Source organism: Bacillus sp. JJ722 (genome assembly GCF_036963345.1).
Classification (GTDB): Bacteria; Bacillota; Bacilli; order Bacillales; family DSM-1321; genus Bacillus_AD.
Genome location: NZ_JBALMO010000153.1, coordinates 1 through 18,366, shown reverse-complemented (window position 1 = coordinate 18,366; position 18,366 = coordinate 1). Strand labels below are relative to the sequence as shown.

19 protein-coding genes and 1 riboswitch are annotated in these 18,366 nt (G+C 34.9%); of the genes, 7 read left to right on the top strand and 12 right to left on the bottom strand.

Features of this window, described 5'->3' with window-relative positions; translation table 11 throughout:
* Positions 1 to 81: 81 nt before the first annotated feature.
* Positions 82 to 1,068 carry a Gfo/Idh/MocA family oxidoreductase gene (locus V7014_RS18025; protein ID WP_335508904.1) on the top strand — a complete coding sequence of 329 codons (987 nt, stop codon included), beginning with the start codon at positions 82 to 84 and terminating at the stop codon, positions 1,066 to 1,068.
* 59 nt (positions 1,069 to 1,127) lie between these two features.
* Here V7014_RS18025 and V7014_RS18020 read toward each other — a convergent pair whose 3' ends face one another.
* Positions 1,128 to 1,259 carry a hypothetical protein gene (locus tag V7014_RS18020; RefSeq protein ID WP_335508902.1) on the bottom strand — a complete coding sequence of 44 codons (132 nt, stop codon included), beginning with the start codon at positions 1,257 to 1,259 and terminating at the stop codon, positions 1,128 to 1,130.
* Between the two features lie 286 nt (positions 1,260 to 1,545).
* Between V7014_RS18020 and V7014_RS18015 the strand changes: the two genes are divergently transcribed.
* Complete coding sequence (locus tag V7014_RS18015; RefSeq protein ID WP_335508900.1) at positions 1,546 to 2,082, top strand: PadR family transcriptional regulator; 537 nt, start codon at positions 1,546 to 1,548, stop codon at positions 2,080 to 2,082.
* A gap of 162 nt (positions 2,083 to 2,244) precedes the next feature.
* On the opposite strand, the gene V7014_RS18010 is transcribed toward V7014_RS18015, so the two are convergent.
* Entirely contained in the window at positions 2,245 to 3,141 is an 897-nt protein-coding gene (locus tag V7014_RS18010) for a helix-turn-helix transcriptional regulator (protein WP_335508898.1), read from the bottom strand.
* 381 nt (positions 3,142 to 3,522) lie between these two features.
* Positions 3,523 to 3,724: riboswitch (cobalamin riboswitch) on the bottom strand.
* 327 nt (positions 3,725 to 4,051) lie between these two features.
* On the opposite strand from V7014_RS18010, the gene V7014_RS18005 reads away from it, so the two are divergent.
* The 3 genes from V7014_RS18005 to V7014_RS17995 all read left to right on the top strand — a co-directional run bounded on the left by V7014_RS18005 (position 4,052) and on the right by V7014_RS17995 (position 6,499).
* Positions 4,052 to 4,438, top strand: a complete 387-nt coding sequence (locus tag V7014_RS18005; RefSeq protein WP_335508896.1) for a MerR family transcriptional regulator — start codon at positions 4,052 to 4,054, stop codon at positions 4,436 to 4,438.
* A 15-nt stretch (positions 4,439 to 4,453) separates the two neighbouring features.
* The gene (locus V7014_RS18000; protein ID WP_335508894.1) at positions 4,454 to 5,134 is read left to right on the top strand and encodes a zinc metallopeptidase; all 681 of its coding nucleotides are present in this window, start codon (positions 4,454 to 4,456) and stop codon (positions 5,132 to 5,134) included.
* A gap of 75 nt (positions 5,135 to 5,209) precedes the next feature.
* Positions 5,210 to 6,499, top strand: a complete 1,290-nt coding sequence (locus tag V7014_RS17995) for a hemolysin family protein (RefSeq protein WP_335508893.1) — start codon at positions 5,210 to 5,212, stop codon at positions 6,497 to 6,499.
* A 223-nt stretch (positions 6,500 to 6,722) separates the two neighbouring features.
* On the opposite strand, the gene hflX is transcribed toward V7014_RS17995, so the two are convergent.
* The gene (gene hflX, locus V7014_RS17990; RefSeq protein WP_335508891.1) at positions 6,723 to 7,994 is read right to left on the bottom strand and encodes a GTPase HflX; all 1,272 of its coding nucleotides are present in this window, start codon (positions 7,992 to 7,994) and stop codon (positions 6,723 to 6,725) included.
* Between the two features lie 591 nt (positions 7,995 to 8,585).
* On the opposite strand from hflX, the gene V7014_RS17985 reads away from it, so the two are divergent.
* Positions 8,586 to 9,173: an NAD(P)H-dependent oxidoreductase gene (locus V7014_RS17985; protein WP_335508889.1), complete on the top strand. Its 588-nt coding sequence runs from the start codon at positions 8,586 to 8,588 to the stop codon at positions 9,171 to 9,173.
* 56 nt (positions 9,174 to 9,229) lie between these two features.
* On the opposite strand, the gene V7014_RS17980 is transcribed toward V7014_RS17985, so the two are convergent.
* Positions 9,230 to 9,463: a glutaredoxin family protein gene (locus V7014_RS17980; RefSeq protein ID WP_335508886.1), complete on the bottom strand. Its 234-nt coding sequence runs from the start codon at positions 9,461 to 9,463 to the stop codon at positions 9,230 to 9,232.
* A 231-nt stretch (positions 9,464 to 9,694) separates the two neighbouring features.
* Here V7014_RS17980 and V7014_RS17975 point away from each other — a divergent pair, with 231 nt between their 5' ends.
* Positions 9,695 to 10,297, top strand: a complete 603-nt coding sequence (locus tag V7014_RS17975) for a nitrous oxide reductase accessory protein NosL (protein ID WP_335508884.1) — start codon at positions 9,695 to 9,697, stop codon at positions 10,295 to 10,297.
* A gap of 152 nt (positions 10,298 to 10,449) precedes the next feature.
* Here V7014_RS17975 and V7014_RS17970 read toward each other — a convergent pair whose 3' ends face one another.
* From V7014_RS17970 to V7014_RS17935, 8 genes are all read right to left on the bottom strand, one after another.
* Positions 10,450 to 11,175, bottom strand: coding sequence for an ABC transporter ATP-binding protein (locus V7014_RS17970; RefSeq protein ID WP_335508882.1), 726 nt, complete (start codon positions 11,173 to 11,175; stop codon positions 10,450 to 10,452).
* The gene (locus V7014_RS17965) at positions 11,168 to 11,989 is read right to left on the bottom strand and encodes an ABC transporter permease (RefSeq protein WP_335508880.1); all 822 of its coding nucleotides are present in this window, start codon (positions 11,987 to 11,989) and stop codon (positions 11,168 to 11,170) included. The genes V7014_RS17970 and V7014_RS17965 overlap by 8 nt, the downstream gene beginning before the upstream one ends.
* Positions 11,986 to 12,453 (bottom strand): nitrous oxide reductase accessory protein NosL, encoded by a 468-nt coding sequence (locus tag V7014_RS17960; RefSeq protein WP_335508879.1) that lies wholly within the window; start codon positions 12,451 to 12,453, stop codon positions 11,986 to 11,988. Before V7014_RS17960 ends, V7014_RS17965 begins: the two co-directional genes overlap by 4 nt.
* Positions 12,450 to 13,802: a nitrous oxide reductase family maturation protein NosD gene (gene nosD, locus V7014_RS17955; protein ID WP_335508877.1), complete on the bottom strand. Its 1,353-nt coding sequence runs from the start codon at positions 13,800 to 13,802 to the stop codon at positions 12,450 to 12,452. Before nosD ends, V7014_RS17960 begins: the two co-directional genes overlap by 4 nt.
* Positions 13,803 to 13,910: 108 nt before the next feature.
* A complete protein-coding gene (locus V7014_RS17950; RefSeq protein ID WP_335508875.1) occupies positions 13,911 to 15,254 on the bottom strand; it encodes an MATE family efflux transporter in 1,344 nt (447 codons plus the stop codon).
* Positions 15,255 to 15,365: 111 nt separating this feature from the next.
* A complete protein-coding gene (locus V7014_RS17945; RefSeq protein ID WP_335508873.1) occupies positions 15,366 to 16,190 on the bottom strand; it encodes a MerR family transcriptional regulator in 825 nt (274 codons plus the stop codon).
* A 158-nt stretch (positions 16,191 to 16,348) separates the two neighbouring features.
* Positions 16,349 to 17,545 carry a class I SAM-dependent rRNA methyltransferase gene (locus V7014_RS17940; RefSeq protein WP_335508871.1) on the bottom strand — a complete coding sequence of 399 codons (1,197 nt, stop codon included), beginning with the start codon at positions 17,543 to 17,545 and terminating at the stop codon, positions 16,349 to 16,351.
* A gap of 239 nt (positions 17,546 to 17,784) precedes the next feature.
* Positions 17,785 to 18,033, bottom strand: a complete 249-nt coding sequence (locus V7014_RS17935; protein ID WP_335508870.1) for a DUF3951 domain-containing protein — start codon at positions 18,031 to 18,033, stop codon at positions 17,785 to 17,787.
* Positions 18,034 to 18,366: the final 333 nt, after the last annotated feature.

Genomic DNA, 18,366 nt, shown 5'->3' with positions numbered 1-18,366 from the left:
ATTGTGTAAGCTTTGTTCTCTTCCAAAATCATGCTAACATATGTCAATAAGTATTATTTATTCACTTTAGGAGGATACAACATGATTAAGTTCGGAATAATCGGTACCAATTGGATTACCGAAAGTTTTATCAATGCAGCAAAGCAAGTAGAAGACTTTTCGCTCATTGCTGTTTATTCACGTACAGCAGAAAGAGCAAATGAGTTTGCTGCTAAATTCAACATTCCCAACACTTACACAAGCATCGAAGAAATGGTTCAATCCGATGATATTGATGCAGTTTATATTGCAAGCCCGAACTCATTACATGCGGAACAAGCTATTCTATGTATGAACCATGGAAAACATGTATTATGTGAAAAACCAATGGCTTCTAATGTAGTGGAAGCTCAAGCTATGATTGCTGCCGCAAAACAGAATCAAGTACTATTAATGGAAGCTTTAAAAACAACATTCATACCAAACTTTACAATCATCAAAGAGCATTTACATAAAATCGGTCCGATTCGTCGCTATTTCGCAAACTTTTGCCAATACTCTTCTCGTTACAATGCTTATAAAGAAGGCACTGTTTTAAACGCATTTAATCCGGCTTATGCTAATGGATCATTAATGGATATCGGTGTTTATTGCCTTTACCCATTAGTTTCATTATTTGGAGAACCTACAAAAATTCAAGCCAATGGATTTATGTTGGATTCAGGCGTCGATGGTCAAGGCAGTATCATTTTACAGTATGAGAATATGGAAGCTATAGTAATGTATTCAAAAATCTCGGACTCTCACCTGCCAAATGAAATTCAGGGAGAAAAGGGTCGAATCATTATTAACAAAATCAGTTCTCCGTCACAAGTTCAGATCATTTACAATGACGGAACTGTCGAAGACATAACGCAACCACAGAAAGAGAATACGATGTACTATGAAGTAAAAGAATTTATTGATTTACTTCATAACCATACGTACGAATCAGCCATCAATACTTTCGAGACTTCATCCATCACAATAAAAATTATGGATGAAGCTCGCAAGCAAATCGGTGTTGTATACCCAGCTGATCAAAGGTAATAAAAAGGCTCAGAGTTCAATAGCTCTGAGCCTTTTTCGTATATGATATCGTTTTTCATCTATTGTTGAGTTTGTTTTTTCTTCTCATGCGAGAAATATTTGCACATCCAGTAAGGTATAAATAAAAGTGATGCATAACCGCCAATATAAATTGATTTAGCAATAATTTCAATAACTCCAGCGCTCGTCATCTACTCACCCCTAAATATTAACTATTTTTCCTTATTTTATGTCAAATTTGTGAACTTTGCAAGCGCTTTCTTTCTAAAAATTGTAAAATATTTTAAAAAAGTCAGTTCAATTATTTGCTTTTCCGTAAAGCACAAGATAATCATCTGATAGATTAACCTCTTTGAATAAAATCTATTCTATTTTTTCTTTTCGTATGACCTAATAGTCAATAATGAATAATCAATTTAATTTATTTTTTGAAAGATGGTATACTAATAGTAAGAAAAGCTGTAAAGGAGGTTCACTATGGATCACCGATCGTTAGTTCTACTAGGTTTACTAATGGCTCAAAGCCAACATGGCTATCAAATAAATGAGTTTATTGAAAACAATTTAGGTATGATTACGGATATGAAGAAACCTACTGCTTATGCCACTTTAGATAAATTAAGTAAACAAGGATATATTGAAGTCCGTATGGAGCAGGAAGGTAACAGACCTCCTCGTAAAGTATATTCCATTAATGAGAATGGTAAAAAGTATTTCTATGAGCTGCTATACGATAATCTTTCCTCAGCTGAAACGGTGCATTACCACGGAGATTTAGGGTTAATGTTCATGGATCACCTTCCATTGGACAAAGCTTTAGAAGCTCTACAAACAAGATTACATAGAAATCACAACTTACTTTCTGCCTTAAAACAAACACCTAGCCATAAAAAAGCTACGGCTGTTGACTTAGCTATCAAACATAAAATCAAAATGGCAGAGGCTGAAATAACTTTCTTAGAATCTACAATTGAAGACTTCTCTATGAAAAACAAAGTAAATAACGTTAACTAATGGGGTGAAATAACAATCTATTCACTCCATTTTCTTGTTTATAGTACTTCTTCTTTATGAAACGAACGTCAATCAGGAATGCTTTCTATCCTATGCATAAAAACCTGGTCGCTCTTTCAAGCAACCAGGTTTTTATATAAGCTTTTTTTATCTTTTACTTTTTCATTCATTATTTAATTCATCTTCAAACGAAAGATTAAGTGGTTCATCATTTAGATCCGTAGATGTATTGATATTTGTAGTTGGTACAGATCGATCTACCTCTTCAAACTTTAATTCATCTATCCATACTTGGCCATTACCATTCAATAGCACACCAAAAGAAATAACAGTGCTTCCTTCCGGTACATCTAAAACAATAAATTGATGACTCCATTCGGTACTCCCTGTAACTGGACGATTTCCCATGTTATCAAATTGCAAAACTTCTTGAAACGCATTATCAACTCTCATCCAAAAACCACAAAATCCAGACACGTTCTCAGCTTTAAGAAAACCCGATAATTTCATTCGTTTTCCTACATATTGTTCCGCGTTAATCTCTTGCATCATCGTGGCAAACTCGTTCGGTGACTCTGTCGATACAGATTTAACATAACCTGAACCAGCCCCCGTGTGAAAAATTTTACGATCAATTCCCATCGTATAGTTAAATGGATGACTTCCGCTCAAAAACCAACCTTTCACGTGCGATTTAGTACTCAAGTTTGTTTCCTCCTTTTGAAATAATAGATTACCCATGAGTTTTCGGTACTGCCCTGGTGGTAATTGGTATACCTTTTTAAATGAACGAGTGAAGGATTCTTGCGATTCAAAATGATAGTAGAAAGCAATATCAATGATTTTCTCATCACTATGAATAAGCAAACTTGACGCATTCGCGATTCTTCTCTTTCGTACATAGTCCATTACTGTCATACCAATATTTTGATGAAAGATTCTATGAAAATGATACTTAGAAAATCCAGCAAAAGAGGCGATTATTTCTAAAGATAAACCTTCACTTAAATTCGTTTCAATATAATGTAGCGTTCTTTTCATAATCGGGTCATAGCTCATTTCCAAATCCTCCTTCCATTTACACAATATCAATTTATAATACTGTACTTTTGACTTTTTTTGCTTTCTTTAAAAATATGGGTAAAATTTTCTCTTTTTTTGAGGATATTTATATGTGAGGATTTGATAAAGAGGATTGTGGTCAAAATTTGAATAGCAGCAAATCCCCTTTAGTATCTAATCATAAAGTGGGAAGATTGAGCTGATAGCCTGGGGGAGGCCTCTAGTCGTGATGATTGGGAACTGCTGCTAGTCATAAAAAAAACAACTTCCAGTGGAAGTTGTTAATTCACGTAAAATACTCAAATAAACATACACATTTATTAAAAATGATCATGTTAAAAATACTCCGCAATTAACACCTCCTATCCTCGTAGGTACTTGATGCATGTTAAATAGGCAGGTCTCCTGGCTTATGATCATCGCGCTTCGAACCTTCCCATCTCTATTACGTATAGAAACAGTGGTATATTTCGAATTGCTCCCAAATACAGTTGCGGGACAGCGTCGGGCTCTAACCGACTTCCCTTTTAAGCAGATAACAAAATCTTCTATCATCCACACCCATTTATTCATTTATTCAATTTTCTAATCAAATATATCAGATAATTTTTAATATTTCAATAAAATTCTTTTAAATAGTTGTTAGTTTCCTGCTTCATTAGTACCAATAACCCCTATGATATATTGCTTCTTCAAGTCGAAAAACAGCGAATGAACCCGAAAATTTTAAAAAATTTAAGCTTTTCTTAAGAAAACTTGTTTAAGATGTAGCAACAGAGATATTTATATAAAAATGAAACCTATTTATTACTATTTCGTAATAAGTTATCAGGTTATTTATTTCTATAGTTGCTTTACACAAACCATCACGTGACGGTTAGGGGGCGTTTTAGTTGGGATTGGTAGAATGCGAATTGGAGAGCTAGCACGATTATCAAATGTTTCTAAGCGCACCATAGATTACTATACTAACATCGGATTAATCGAAGCTGAACGTACTGATTCAAACTACAGATGTTATACACATGAAGCGTTTCAAAAAATAAAGATCATTAAAGAACTTAAGAATGAGAATATGTCACTCGAAGAGATTAAAACGTTTCTTCTAAAACGAAACAATCACGATCTTGATCTTAATAAGTTAAAACAGAAATTAGAAGGATTAGAGAAAGACCTTTCGGAAATTGTAGAGCTGATGCAAAAGAATAAATTAGATAAAAATGATTTAGTCAATAAACAAATTTCCGATGAAACAGTCTCTTTAATCCAATCTTTATTAATATTGCTGGTCTAAAAAGGAGGATCTACTATGGGGTACATTGTGTACTTTATTATCATCATGGCTGTGCCACTTTTGGTACAAATCTATTTAAAGAAAACTTATTCAACATATTTAGAAGTTCCAGCTTCTTCAGGAATGACGGGTGCAGAAGCAGCTAGAAAGGTACTCGACGATAACGGCTTATATCATGTAGCTGTTGAAGAAGTTCGCGGTCATCTTTCTGACCACTATGATCCAAGAGACAAAGTTGTTCGACTTTCAAGTTCGAACTTCCATGGCACTTCTATCGCTGCCATCTCTGTTGGTACACATGAAGTAGGACATGCAATTCAAGATCAAGTCGATTATGGTCCATTGCGCTTAAGACATTCTTTAGTACCTGTAGCAAACTTCGGTTCAAGCATGTCTTTCTTCGTAATTTTAGCAGGTATGCTTTTACAAAGTGCTAACTTTATTCTTCTTGGTATTTTCTTAATGGCAGCGGCTGTATTATTCCAAGTCGTTACATTACCAGTAGAATTCAATGCGTCGTCAAGAGCTTTAACTCAAATGGTGAGTTCTGGTTTAATTAGAAATGATGAAGAAGGAGAAGCACGAAAAGTATTAAATGCAGCAGCTCTTACGTATGTCGCAGCAACTTTAGTTGCTATTGCTGAACTACTTCGTTTTGTCCTCATGTTTATCGGCATGCGAAACGATGAAGAATAAACTAGATTACTAGATAAACAATATAATTTCACACACATCACAGGAGGTGTACACCTTACAAACGTAAGGTAAAATTTGGACATAATAAACTTAACACTAGTAGCAATTCTAATTGCTCTTACAGGTTTTTTCGTAGCTACTGAATTTGCTATGGTAAAGGTCAGGATGACAAGAATTAATCAATTGATAGAAGAAGGTAAGCCAGGTGCAATAGCAGCAAAGAAAGTTGTTACTCACTTAGATGAATACTTATCAGCCTGCCAGCTAGGTATTACCATTACTGCATTAGGTTTAGGTGCTTTAGCTGAACCTACAGTTGAACGCTTATTACACCCCGTGTTCGATAGCATGAACCTTGATCCAACATGGAGTAGCGTTCTGTCTTATGTCATTGCATTTACATCCGTGACTTTCCTGCACGTAGTAGTTGGAGAATTAGCGCCTAAGACAGTAGCCATCCAAAAAGCTGAAGCAATAACATTATTATTTGCCAAACCAATTATTTGGTTCTACAGAATTATGTTCCCTGCTATTTGGATACTTAATGGTGCTGCTGGTCTACTAGTTAAAGTGTTCGGTTTAAAACAAGCTTCAGAACATGAAGTATCGCACTCAGAAGAAGAATTACGTATGATTCTATCAGAAAGTTATAAGAGCGGCGAAATCAATCAAACAGAATTAACATATGTGAACAATATCTTTGAATTCGATAATCGAATTGCTAAAGAAATCATGGTTCCTCGTACTTCTATCATAGCTGTCTCCATTGATGATACATTAGGTGATACACTTGATTTAATGGATGCAGAAAAGTACACACGTTATCCAGTTGTCGATGGCGACAAGGATCATATTCTAGGTATCATTAACGTAAAAGACATGATGAAAGCTCAAAGAAAATATGAAAGCACAGATCGTCCAATGCGTGAATTAATGAAACCTGTTATTAGCATTATTGAAACAATTCCAATCAATGAATTATTGTTAAAAATGCAGAAAGAACGAACACATATGGCAGTTTTATATGATGAATATGGCGGTACATCAGGTATTGTTACCGTTGAAGATATACTCGAAGAAATCGTTGGCGAAATCCAAGACGAATATGACACTGATGAAGTAGAAGATATTCGTCAAATTAACGAGAATCATTTTCTATTAAGCTCAATGGTTTTAATCGAAGATGTAAATGATTTACTTGGAATACATCTTTCTGAAGAAGAAGTAGATACAATCGGTGGCTGGATTTTAACGAAGAAGTATGAAGTTAAAATTGGAGATGTCATCGAAGAAGAAGGCTTTGCTTTCATGATAAAAGAAATGGATGGACATCAAATTCTATTCATCGAAGTAAAGAAAGTATAATTTGTACAACCATCATGTACTAGAGCTATAACCAGAAAAAAAGGATGCCTACGTAACTAGGCATCCTTTTTTTCTTTAAGTTATTAAATCTCAATATGTCGAATGAGATTGTTTTATTCTGTCGAGTATTGTCCGGGAAATATTCTCTTGATGGAAATTCATTAGGAAATTTCCTATATTCAACAAAATATTGTCGAACAGCTCTTAATCCGTTCCAAAAGCCTTATTCCTGCACTTCAAATTCCTTATATTTCTCATAATCCGCTTTTTTACATTCTATTGTAATCAATGTTCCATTCTCCTCATAGCTCGTTTGGCGAACGTGGGCATGCTCATTGAAATACGAAATAATATTTCCTTGATCATATGGTATTAATAAATTACACACAACGTAATCTTTAAAGATATGCTTACGTATCACATTTGTTAATTCGGTTATCCCCATCTTTTGTTTCGCTGATAAATATACAATATCACCTTCAACTTTCGGGAAATCACCGTCTACTAAATCCGCTTTATTAAAAGCAAAAATAGTTGGAACATCTTCCACCCCTATGCTCTTTAACGTCTTATTTGTCGTTTCAATTAATTGTTCATAATGTGAATTCGAATAGTCTACCACGTGAATAAGTAAATCTGCATTTGCTGCTTCTTCTAAAGTTGAACGGAAGGCTTTTACTAAATGATGTGGTAGCTTCCTTACAAACCCAACTGTATCTGTCAGCAAAAATGATTTATGATCTTCTTGCTCAATGTGACGAATCGACGTTTCAAGTGTCGCAAATAGCATATCTTTCTCAAATACTTGTTTATTAACTGCCTTATTAAATACCTCAAGCATACTATTCATAACAGTCGATTTACCAGCATTCGTATAACCAACTAATGAAACTACCGGCAGTTCATTCTTCTTTCGTTGTCTACGCTGAACTTCTCGTTGTGCTACAAGTGTTGCTAATTCTTTACTTAGAGCCGTAATTTTTTCTTCAATTTTACGACGATCTAACTCTAATTTAGTTTCACCGGCTCCTTTGTTTTTCAGACCGGCTCCTCCACCTTGGCGACCTAAAGAGGCACGTAAACCTACTAATCGAGGAAGCATATATTGTAATTTCGCTACCTCAACCTGAAGCTGTGCTTCTCTTGTCTTCGCACGTCTAGCAAAAATATCTAAAATTAATATCGTACGATCAATTACTTTGCAATCTAATTCCTCTTCTAAATTACGAATTTGTGAAGGCGATAACTCATCATCAAAGATAACTGTATTAGCTTCAAACATTTTTATTAAATTGATTACTTCCTCAATTTTCCCTTTTCCTACATAATGAGCTGTATTAATTCTCTCTAACTTTTGTGTGATTTGCCCAACTACCTCAACGTCACAAGCAGCTGCCAATTCACCTAACTCCTCCATTGAATACTCAAATTCAATTTCATCTTCACTTTTTAAATTTACACCGACTAATATCGCTTTTTCACGTTTTTCCATCATATATTTATTCCTCCTCTTCTTGTAAAACACAAAAAAACACAAGTAGGGTACCTGCGCTAAAGATAAACGGAGATGACAATACATATTAGACCAGGAAGCATTATTCTTTCCGGCTACTAATAAAACGGTCTCCAAACGCAAAAGCTGACATATTCCTTCTCATCATCAAATCATTGCACGAATGATGGTTATAGAAATGGCATACTTTTCTTTGAACTATTCTCTTTTCCTTTTTTTAAAGACACAAAAAAGAGGAAGAATCGTCTCCCCCCTCTTTGCTTTCATATTGCAATAGTAGGTTCCTTAAAAATAGGCAGACCAGTTCCGTTTACCCTGCACACAGGCAGAGCCTTTGAACACTATTCAGTTAGCGCTGTTCAAAGCTTGGAATCGTAATCTGTAAGTTGCCATTTTAAGGATACCTCCGTTCTGTATAAGTTACTGCCATAATATCATTTACAACTCACTATTACAATAAAAATCATTTCACAAAACCGTTATTTTACATTTGTATATAACAAGCACTTTTGTGTTAATTTAGAATATATGTTCATTTTTTCACATTGCTATTTGAGGGGAGGGAGTAACCTAATGAATCATCTTGTCATTTTTGCTCATCCTGCTGCTAACAGTTTTAATGCGGCAATTAAGGAGAGTATCGTTAATCAAGTACAATTACACAATCAAGACATTAAAGTTCGAGATTTATACTCTGTCAATTTCAATCCTGTTCTCCAACATGATGAGATACTTGATTTTCAAGAAAAACAGTATCGTTCAGACATCGCCTTCGAACAGCAACAAATTCAGTGGGCTGATGTCATTTATTTCATCTATCCAACATGGTGGTATAGCATGCCGGCTATATTAAAAGGTTACTGTGATCGCGTATTTTCACACGGCTTTGCATTTACCTCTACACCAGAAGGACCAAAAGGATTATTGCACGGAAAAAAAGCATTCGTATTCGAAACTGCAGGTGACACTGAACAGTCATTAATCCAAAGAAATTTAAAACAAACAATGATGAGCGTAATCGATGTTGGAATCCTCCAATATTGCGGGATTGAAGTACTTCAGCATAAAATTATGCCTAACATCCACGAGATTAGTGAAGAAAAACGTAAACAATATCTACGTGAGATTGAAATTACTATTCAACAGCAAATTCATTTATGATGAACAAATAAAGTGAGTATACATAGTAAGCGGCTGTTTAAACCAGCCGCTTACTTTTATTTCTCTAATGCTTTCATAATAGAATTAGGATCATATCCCACAACCCATTTGCCGTTAATCTCTGTTTGCGGTACACCCATTCGTCCTGTTGATTGAATCAGTTTCTGTACTACTTCTGGATGTCCGTCCACGTTTACTTCTTGAAATTGAATGTTTTGTTCCTTTAATAAATTTTTAACCATTACACAATATACACAACGATTTGAAGAATACACCGTAACTTGCTCCATTATAAAACCCCTCTCGAATGACTTTTACCTTAGAAATTAACTCAGTAATACAATATGCAATTCGTTCTTATAATGAGTATATCTCATGTGAAAATGAACTACATATATCCCGTCTTATCCCCAATACAATTGATAAACATTTCTAATTACCATCGAAAAAACACCGAAAATTCCCAAATTTATCACAATTGATTGTTATGATGTTTGAGAATAAAGGATGGAGGGAAAGAAATGAAGAAACTTGCAACATTATTTTTATCTGTCATATTAATGATTTTTATTGCTGCTTGCGGTGATGAAGACGCAACGAAAACAGAATCTGATAAAAACGCAGACAAGCCAAAAGCGGAGAATACAACTCATGAGAAAGAGCATCAAGAACCTCATGACCAAGAAAAATGCGCTTTTTGTAATATGAAAGTATATGCAAGAGACGATGAAATGGGTGCATTTACTGCTCAAGCTTTAACTAAAGATGGAAAACACTTATTCTTCGATGATTCTGGTTGTCTTTTAAATGGTCCAAGAAAAGAAAACGAGCAATATGAAAAAACATGGGTTAGGGATGCCATGACAAAAGATTGGATTGAATCTGACAAAGCGATCATTGTAAAATCGGATATTATGACTCCAATGAAGTACGGTTACTCATTCTTTGGTACACAAGAAAGTGCCGACAAGTTTATAAATGAAAACAAAGATAAAAATGCAGTGATTGCTACTTGGGATGATATCGATAAAGTATCAAATGAACGTTACCAAAAGAAAATGAAGAAGGCACAACAACATGACGCTGAATCCATGCAACATGATTCAGAATCTCAGCATAATTAAGAAAAGCACAAGCTCCTTGCTCATCGACGTACGTACTGAAGATACTAAAGGAAAGCTGATTAGCTCGTGTCCAGCTTCATCGGCTTGGTTCTGGAGATAGACACCACAAAAAAAGAGGTAGACTAAGATCTTTTGTCTACCTCTTTTCACGTTTATTTCCTTTGTAACAATTGCTGCTCAAAGAATACTTTTTCCAATGAAACTTTCTGGCCGTCCCTTACAACTAACTTTTTCACGTGATCAAAATGAATGAGCTTACCACCTTCAATAAAAGCTGCTTTATCAGCGATTTCTTCAACAATTGTAAGTATATGTGTTGTAAACAAAATCGCTTTACCTTTCGCCTTCTCGTCGTGAATAATTTCTTTAAATCGATATACCCAATATGGATCTAATCCGTTTGTTGGTTCATCTAAAATGAGCAAAGGTGTGTCTGCAAGCAAGGCTTGTGCAAATGAAAGTCTTTGTTGCATCCCTTTAGAGAAATGTTTAATATGTCTATTTCTGTCTTCAAACAAACCAACGATTTCTAAAACTTCAGCAACCTTTTCCTTTGGAGCTTTTCGTAAACTAGCAAAGAAATTCAATACTTCTATAGCTGATAATTGACGTGGAAATAACATATCATCTGGCATATACGAAAAACTATTACGATAATCTTTACTAATAGGATTAACAATTATTCCATCTAATACAATATGACCGCTCGTCGGCTTTATAATCCCTGTAATCATTTTAATGAGCGTACTTTTACCAGCTCCATTTCCACCACAAAGTGCTACGATTTCACCTTGATGAATGGGAAAAGTAATTTCTTCTACTCTACTTTTTTCAGAATATATTTTGGTCAGCGCTATTAATTCCATCACTTTATTCATTGCCTACTCTCCTTTTCAACACGAAGCTACTAGCTAATAACGGTACAGCTAACCATAATAGACTTGAAACAATGAATAGTAATTGACCTTGCCACCCACTTGTCCATATCGTTATATCATATAAACTTGGACCAAATATAGCTGCTCCATCTAGAGATAGAATCGACCACACTCTAATTAGCTCAACAGGATTGATAAAAATAGAGAATGATAACATAGATAAAACCAACTGCTTTTCGATGATTAAACTAATACCCATAATTAAAAATTCATAGAAAAGCACCATAAATGCCCAAACAATAAGACTTGTGCCCAAAGCTTGAAATCTTGTCTTCGCTAGTAAACCAACTAACATGGAAATAGCTAGAAAAATAGCTGCTAATAATAATGAAAACAAGTAAAACTTTAAAATAACTAACAATGATACATCCACTGCCGCTCCGTACATCATTAGCATTGCTGCTCCATATCCGAATGTCACAACAGACCATAGTGATACGAGCAATCCTATGTATTTCCCCATAATGACCGAATATGTTTGAACCGGATACGTCAACATGAGCATCAACCCTCTATCTTCTTTCTCCCCTGACAAGAATAGACTACCTACTAATAACGATATAAGTGGAATAAGTAATAAGTTTAAATTTAGCAAGCTTGCTGTCATTCGGTTAAATCCTAAATATCCCGAATCACCCGAGTGACCAAAATAACTGATAAAAATCGCCAAAAAAGCAAACAACAGACCAAATGTAATTAACCATTTGCTGCGAAGAATGAGTGTAAATTGTTGCCTAGCAAGGTTTATAATCATCGTTTCCATCCCCACTTATGTTGTGATAGCTGTTCGAAATTGTATAATTCCCCTTTTCCCTGTTCTGTTATATAGTCGTTAGCCTCTTCTTGATTCTGAAAGACAACTACACCATAAGCCATCGGAGTCCAAAATTCTTTATGGTATGCATAATGAGCTTTTTTAGCTTCAAACCATTTGCCACTTTCCATATCACGCACATATTGTTTCGCAATGTCATCTTTCGCTATTTTCTTATCCTTATTAATAAATTCGTACATACAGCCAATATCATCAAATTTATATACATCCCCATCTTTAGAAAGTAATTGTGCAGCATAATTTTCCTCAGCAATGCTCATATTACAAATTTCACAAATATCCACTTCTGGATTAATTTTCACCGGCTCAAAGGATTTTTCCTTTCCACATGCTACGAGTAATACGATCAGCACAAATACTAGTAAACTACTTATTTTTTTCACGTTAAACGCCTCCCTAACCAAATAACTAAGATTGAAAACCAAAGAAACGGCAATGCTAGTAATAACGCACCTATATTTCGCTCACCACTTATTTTTGAAGAGTCCTGACTTAGCTTTACGGGTTCTACTAAAGGTTTCTCATCATATACATCCGCGACACCCATGGAAGGGAATAATGTCTCTGCTTTACTCCATAATTTAATAGATGGACTTTCAAAGAAAAATTGCCAATATGGCTCCCTATCAAGCAATTGATCATAAAGAGAGCCTGCTTTATATGTTATTTCACCAATCCCATCGCCCGTTACATCATAACTCGAATAGTCATCCCAATAGTTTCCTCGTACTCCATTGTCTAATTGCATTTTATTATGGGTAATTTTCGACTGTACGACATTACCGATAAAATTATTTTCAGTAAAAGTATTATTTTCGTTTTCACCAATAAATTCTAAGCCTACTTGATTGCCCGAAATAATATTTCTATTAATTTGAACATCAATCGTTTTCTCCAATGATAGCCCCGTGCTATTTTGCTTGATTTCGTTGCTTTTTAATAGAATGGATTTACTATCATAAATAAGAACTCCAAAGCCACGAACATGAAATTGATCATTCACAGTATTTTCTATAATTTCAATATCCGAAGAGTCCATAATCATAAGCCCTGTAATATTTGATTGAAGTTCATTTTTTTCAATCTGGATATCCTTGCTAAACATGAAATGAAAACCATATCTAGAACCGATTACTTTATTTTCTTTCACATTAATATCCTTTGTATGATCTAAATACAAACCGTCTTGTACTTGTACAATTGTGTTATTTTTAATTTCATGACCTTTTCCGTTAAAGAGGTGAATACCGCTACCCCTTTTAGAAAAATGAACAGCATAACTTCTTATATTATTATTAATAATGTGATGCCTTTCTCCATCTTGAACGTAAATACCATACATAACTTCATGAATGATATTGTTTTCAATAGTAGAGTCTCGACCGCCTTTTACATAAATAGCACTATCGTTTTTTTTAAGACCACTTTTCTGAATGGTTAGTCCTTTAATGGACACACGGTCGGCTGCAATTGTGATTACATGCCCTTTTTCTTCTCCATCAATTACTGCCCCTTCTTCTCCCTCTAGCGTTATCGATTTCTTAATAAGTAAGGAACCTTTGTACGTTCCTTTCTTCAGCTTAATCACATCTCCCGTTGCTGCACGGTCAATGACTGATTGCAATGACTGATTAGGAAAAGCCTGTATTTCAGCCGCTTCAGCTGGCTGAGGAAGAATTGCACAAACCATCATTACCCCCAATAAAAAAAGTCCTTTTAAAATTGTTTTCATTCCACACCACCCTTTTCCCCTAATATTACCAATTAAATGTGTGATAATTTTGAAAAATAAATGTTGTTTTGAAAAAAGAGGCTGCTCAATGAGCAACCTCTTCTAATATTAAGCAGCTTGTGCTACTGGCACCGGACTTCTTCTTCGATGCCATAACACTAAGCATAATGTTGTGATTCCTTCTGCAACTGGGAACGCAAGCCAAATACCTGGTACTCCAAACAACATCGGAAGTAGCCACAGTAAAGGAATTAACAAGAAAATACTACGTGCTAAGATAATAATAATCGACAATCGGATATTTCGGATTGCTTGATAATACTCAGCATAAACTAAGTTATACGCTAAGAATAAATAGCTTATAAAGAATAAGCCAATCCCTTTGACTGTGAAATCACGTACTTCCAGTGATTCTATACCAAACATAGCTACGAAGAAATCAGCAAATAGTACACCAACTGCAAGTGTAATAATTCCAAATGCAACACCTGTTCGTACAGATAATTTCAAGCAGCTGCGTAGCCTCTCAAATAATTTCGCGCCATAATGAAAGCTAGCAATTGGTTGTAACGCTGCACCCACGCCAAGGAACAGTAATAAAAACATAACGTGTATATAATTCACAACAGCAAAAGCCGTAACTCCTAGCTCTCCTGTATAATGCATAAATGTAATATTGTAACCCATTGTTAAAATGGCAGCTGAGCTTTCCACAATAAAGCTAGGAAATCCAATGGTCATAATTTGTTTAACAATTGCGTAATCGAATTTCAACTTCACGAACTTCAATGTACTCGTTTTACGTAAGAAATGCGTTAACATGACTAGAAAGCCAATAAATGTCGCTAGCACTGTCGCATATGCAGCACCACTAATTCCCATATCCATCATAAAGATAAATACATAGTTAAATACAATATTTAAAATCGATGTAATAATTAATCCAACCATCGCCAATCTTGGATTACCATCATTACGAACGAAAATACTTAATACATTCTCCAAAACAAACACGATTCCAAATACTAAAATAATGTGCAAATAATCAAGCACATATGGAAGAATGCGATCATTCGCACCAAAGAAATAAGCTATCTCTGTTTCTTTCCACAAACTTAAAATGGCTAGTACGCCAACAATACAAATGGCTAAAACAAATGACTGTGTAAAAATAGATTGAGCTTTCTTTATTTCATTTCTACCTAATGAGATTGAATATAGTGTCGCGCCACCCATCCCAATCCATAAGGAAATAGACAAGAAAATAGAGAATATCGGTACAGCGATATTCACACCCGCTAATGCATCTTCTCCAATACCATGACTAACAAATATACCATCCACTAATATATTAACTGACATAAGTAACATACCTAGAACAGAAGGGATTAAATAAGAAAGAAATAATTTAGTAACTGGTGTTTCTCTAAGTTTCAACGATGTTTCCGTCATGTGAGTTCCTCCTTCACTAACGTTATACAGTTTAAACTTTAAAGTAACTTTAAGGTCAAGAGTAACTTTTAAAAAAGAGAAAACCGTTACTTAATACCTTTAAAAGCATTCCTATATTTTCTTCACAGGTATTTGATATTCCGTTATAAATTCTGATTCATCCGCCGTTACAGAATAATCAACAAGACCAATTTCAATTGCATCACCAATCGCTTCATATCCATTTTGTTGAATGTCTTTCATTAATCGTTCAAGTGCCACATGCGTGTAATCATAGGAGCCCTTATAATAAGTACATGCATAGTATCCTTCTGGTATATAAGAGCAGCTCTCCACTATTGGTTGCATATCATCCAATAAAATAAAGAGGCCATTATAATCATAATAATTCCCCTTCACAATTCCCTTTAACGCGATAGCTGTTCCGATTTTCTGCGTGACTGATGCTGGAGCAGCTATATGCATTTTCTTTTGCAATTCGTTTAAGCTCATAATGAAAATATCATCTGACAAATCGCTTTCAACAGGCATAAAATGAATGGGTCGCTGTGCAATTGATTGATAATATACGCTTGTATAATCTTGCTGAAGACCCTCTTTAATAATCTCGATTTTCTTTTGCATCATTGATGTCATATATTCTATTTCTCGCTGTTTTTGTAATAGCACCTCTGTTTGCTTTTCAAATAGCTTTAGTGCCGTATCAGGTGTACGATGCTCTACAAACTGCTTTACTTCGCTAAGTGGTATGTCCAAATGCCTTAAAAATTTAATAATCTCCAGCATTGAAAATTGATCGATTGTATAATAGCGATATTGTGTCTGCGGATCCACCGTCTTTGGTTGAAAAATACCTTTTTGATCATAGTATCGCAATGTCGATTCAGGAATATTATGTAATTTTGCAATTTCTCCAATTGTAAATAGCTTTTTCATATTATTCACCTCTTTCGAAAACTAGCTCGTATAATCTTTCCAAAGTGAATAAGACCGGATTCTGTCCCCGATCTTATCCCATTATCTCATGAGGTCTCTTTACATATAATTGCATACTTTCTGCTCCAACCCACGCTACGCTAAACAGGTTCTTGCACTTACTTCCGAATTCGAATGAAAACAACCTTCAAATAATCACCCTCTGGAAAAGAGCGGAGTGTGCGAAAATCCGACGGCAAGCTGTATTCTTCAAGAATTGAATAGGAGGTATGACTCTCTTTGCATGCTGTTTGAATGAATTGCTTAAAGCGTCTCATATTAAATGCGCTACTATTCGTTGAAGCAACAATAATACCTTCATTCTTCGTGATGGCTATCGTTTCTTTCAACAATTCTGTATAATCTTTCGCTGCGCTAAATGTACGTTTCTTTGTTTTTGCAAAACTTGGTGGATCTAAAACAACTAAATCGTATAATCGTTCTTTTCTAGCGGCAAATTTAAAGTATTGAAATACATCATCCACCACAATTTGTTGTTTCTCATAATCAATATCATTTACAGCAAATTGTTCATTTGTCTTCGCACGACTACGGTTAGCAACATCAACGCTCGTCGTCATATTAGCTCCACCAAGGGCAGCATTTACGGAAAAAGCTCCTGTATAAGAGAATGTATTCAACATCTCAGTGCCTTTCGAATATCGTTCACGAATGGCTTGTCTCACCTCACGTTGATCCAGAAAAAGCCCTGTCATCGCACCATCATTTAAATAAACGGCAAAATTTACACCATTTTCCTTGATAATTAATGGGAACATACCACGTTCACCTGTTACAAAGTCATCTTCTTCAATATATTGTCCTTTATCATCAAAACGTTTTTTCTGGTAGATTCCTTTATACTCTACTGTCTGTTGTAATGCTTTTAGTATATCTTCACGGAACGAGTAAATACCTTTGCTATACCATTGAATTAAATAATAACCATCATAATAATCAATAGTGATTCCACCAAGGCCATCACCTTCACCATTCACAACACGGAAAGCCGTTGTTTCAGGATCTTCAAACAAAGATTTTCGATGACTAACAGCAGTTTTCATTTTATCAGCAAAGAAAGCTACGTTAATTTTCTCATTTACTTTCCTACTTAGAACCCAACCGATTCCTTTATTTTGCAAACCATAATAACCAAGCCCAATAAATTTATTTTGTTCATCCACAAGACAAAGTAATTCGCCCTCATCTATCTTTAACTTCTTATCAACTACAGCTTCTTTCTCAATTAAAGGATAGTCTTTTTGCATTTTTGCTGCATATTTCTGTTTAATTACTATATGTTTAAATTTTTTCATATGTCCTCCATGCGGTTTCTTCTTCAAAAATGTCTAATATTATTGCTGTTCTCCTAGTTTATAGCTAAGTTTAGCAATAAACAAATTTACCTTCTATAAAAAGCCGTTCAGAAAATGAATACAAAAGTGTTGAAGTGGATCTCTCCCTATTAATATAGCAACAGCCATAAAGATTTGAATTGATATTCTATAGCAGAATCCAAATAAGAGGGCACCCTTTATGAGTACCCTCTTTCATATTATAAAGTAATGTCCGATTTTCGAATTTTCTTCCTGTTCTTGTACTTATCATCGCCTTGCTCTTCATCTTCAGCAATAACTTCTTGCTCTTCATGAAAAGGAACGGCTGTCTGTCCTGTAATTTCATCGAATGGCGTGTAATAAGCAGTTATATTTCTTTTCCGTACAAAGAGTTTATATAGCCCTATACACGTTAATATAAAAATGGCTAGAGGAAAACCGAGTAATGCTAAATTAAGGCTATTCATGAAATCAACTCCTACCCGAGTCTGTTATATAAGCAACATTATACCATTGAATAAAGAAAACACGTACACCCCATTAAGAATTACATCTACTAAGTAACATTCATGATCACTTTAATTAATCGATTGATTAATTATTATCATTATTCACCTAACTCCTTTTCACGAAACATTTCATAAAGTGAAACTTTAATCGGTGGGGGTGTTCGTCCATCCCCCACCGATTATTAATTGAACCAATCGGGTTCTTACTGGTGTTTAATCTCCCACTTAAACGTCTTCGCTTTTACTTTCGTCTTGAAGTGGAAGTCTTAGTACCAGTTGAACGGGATAAAG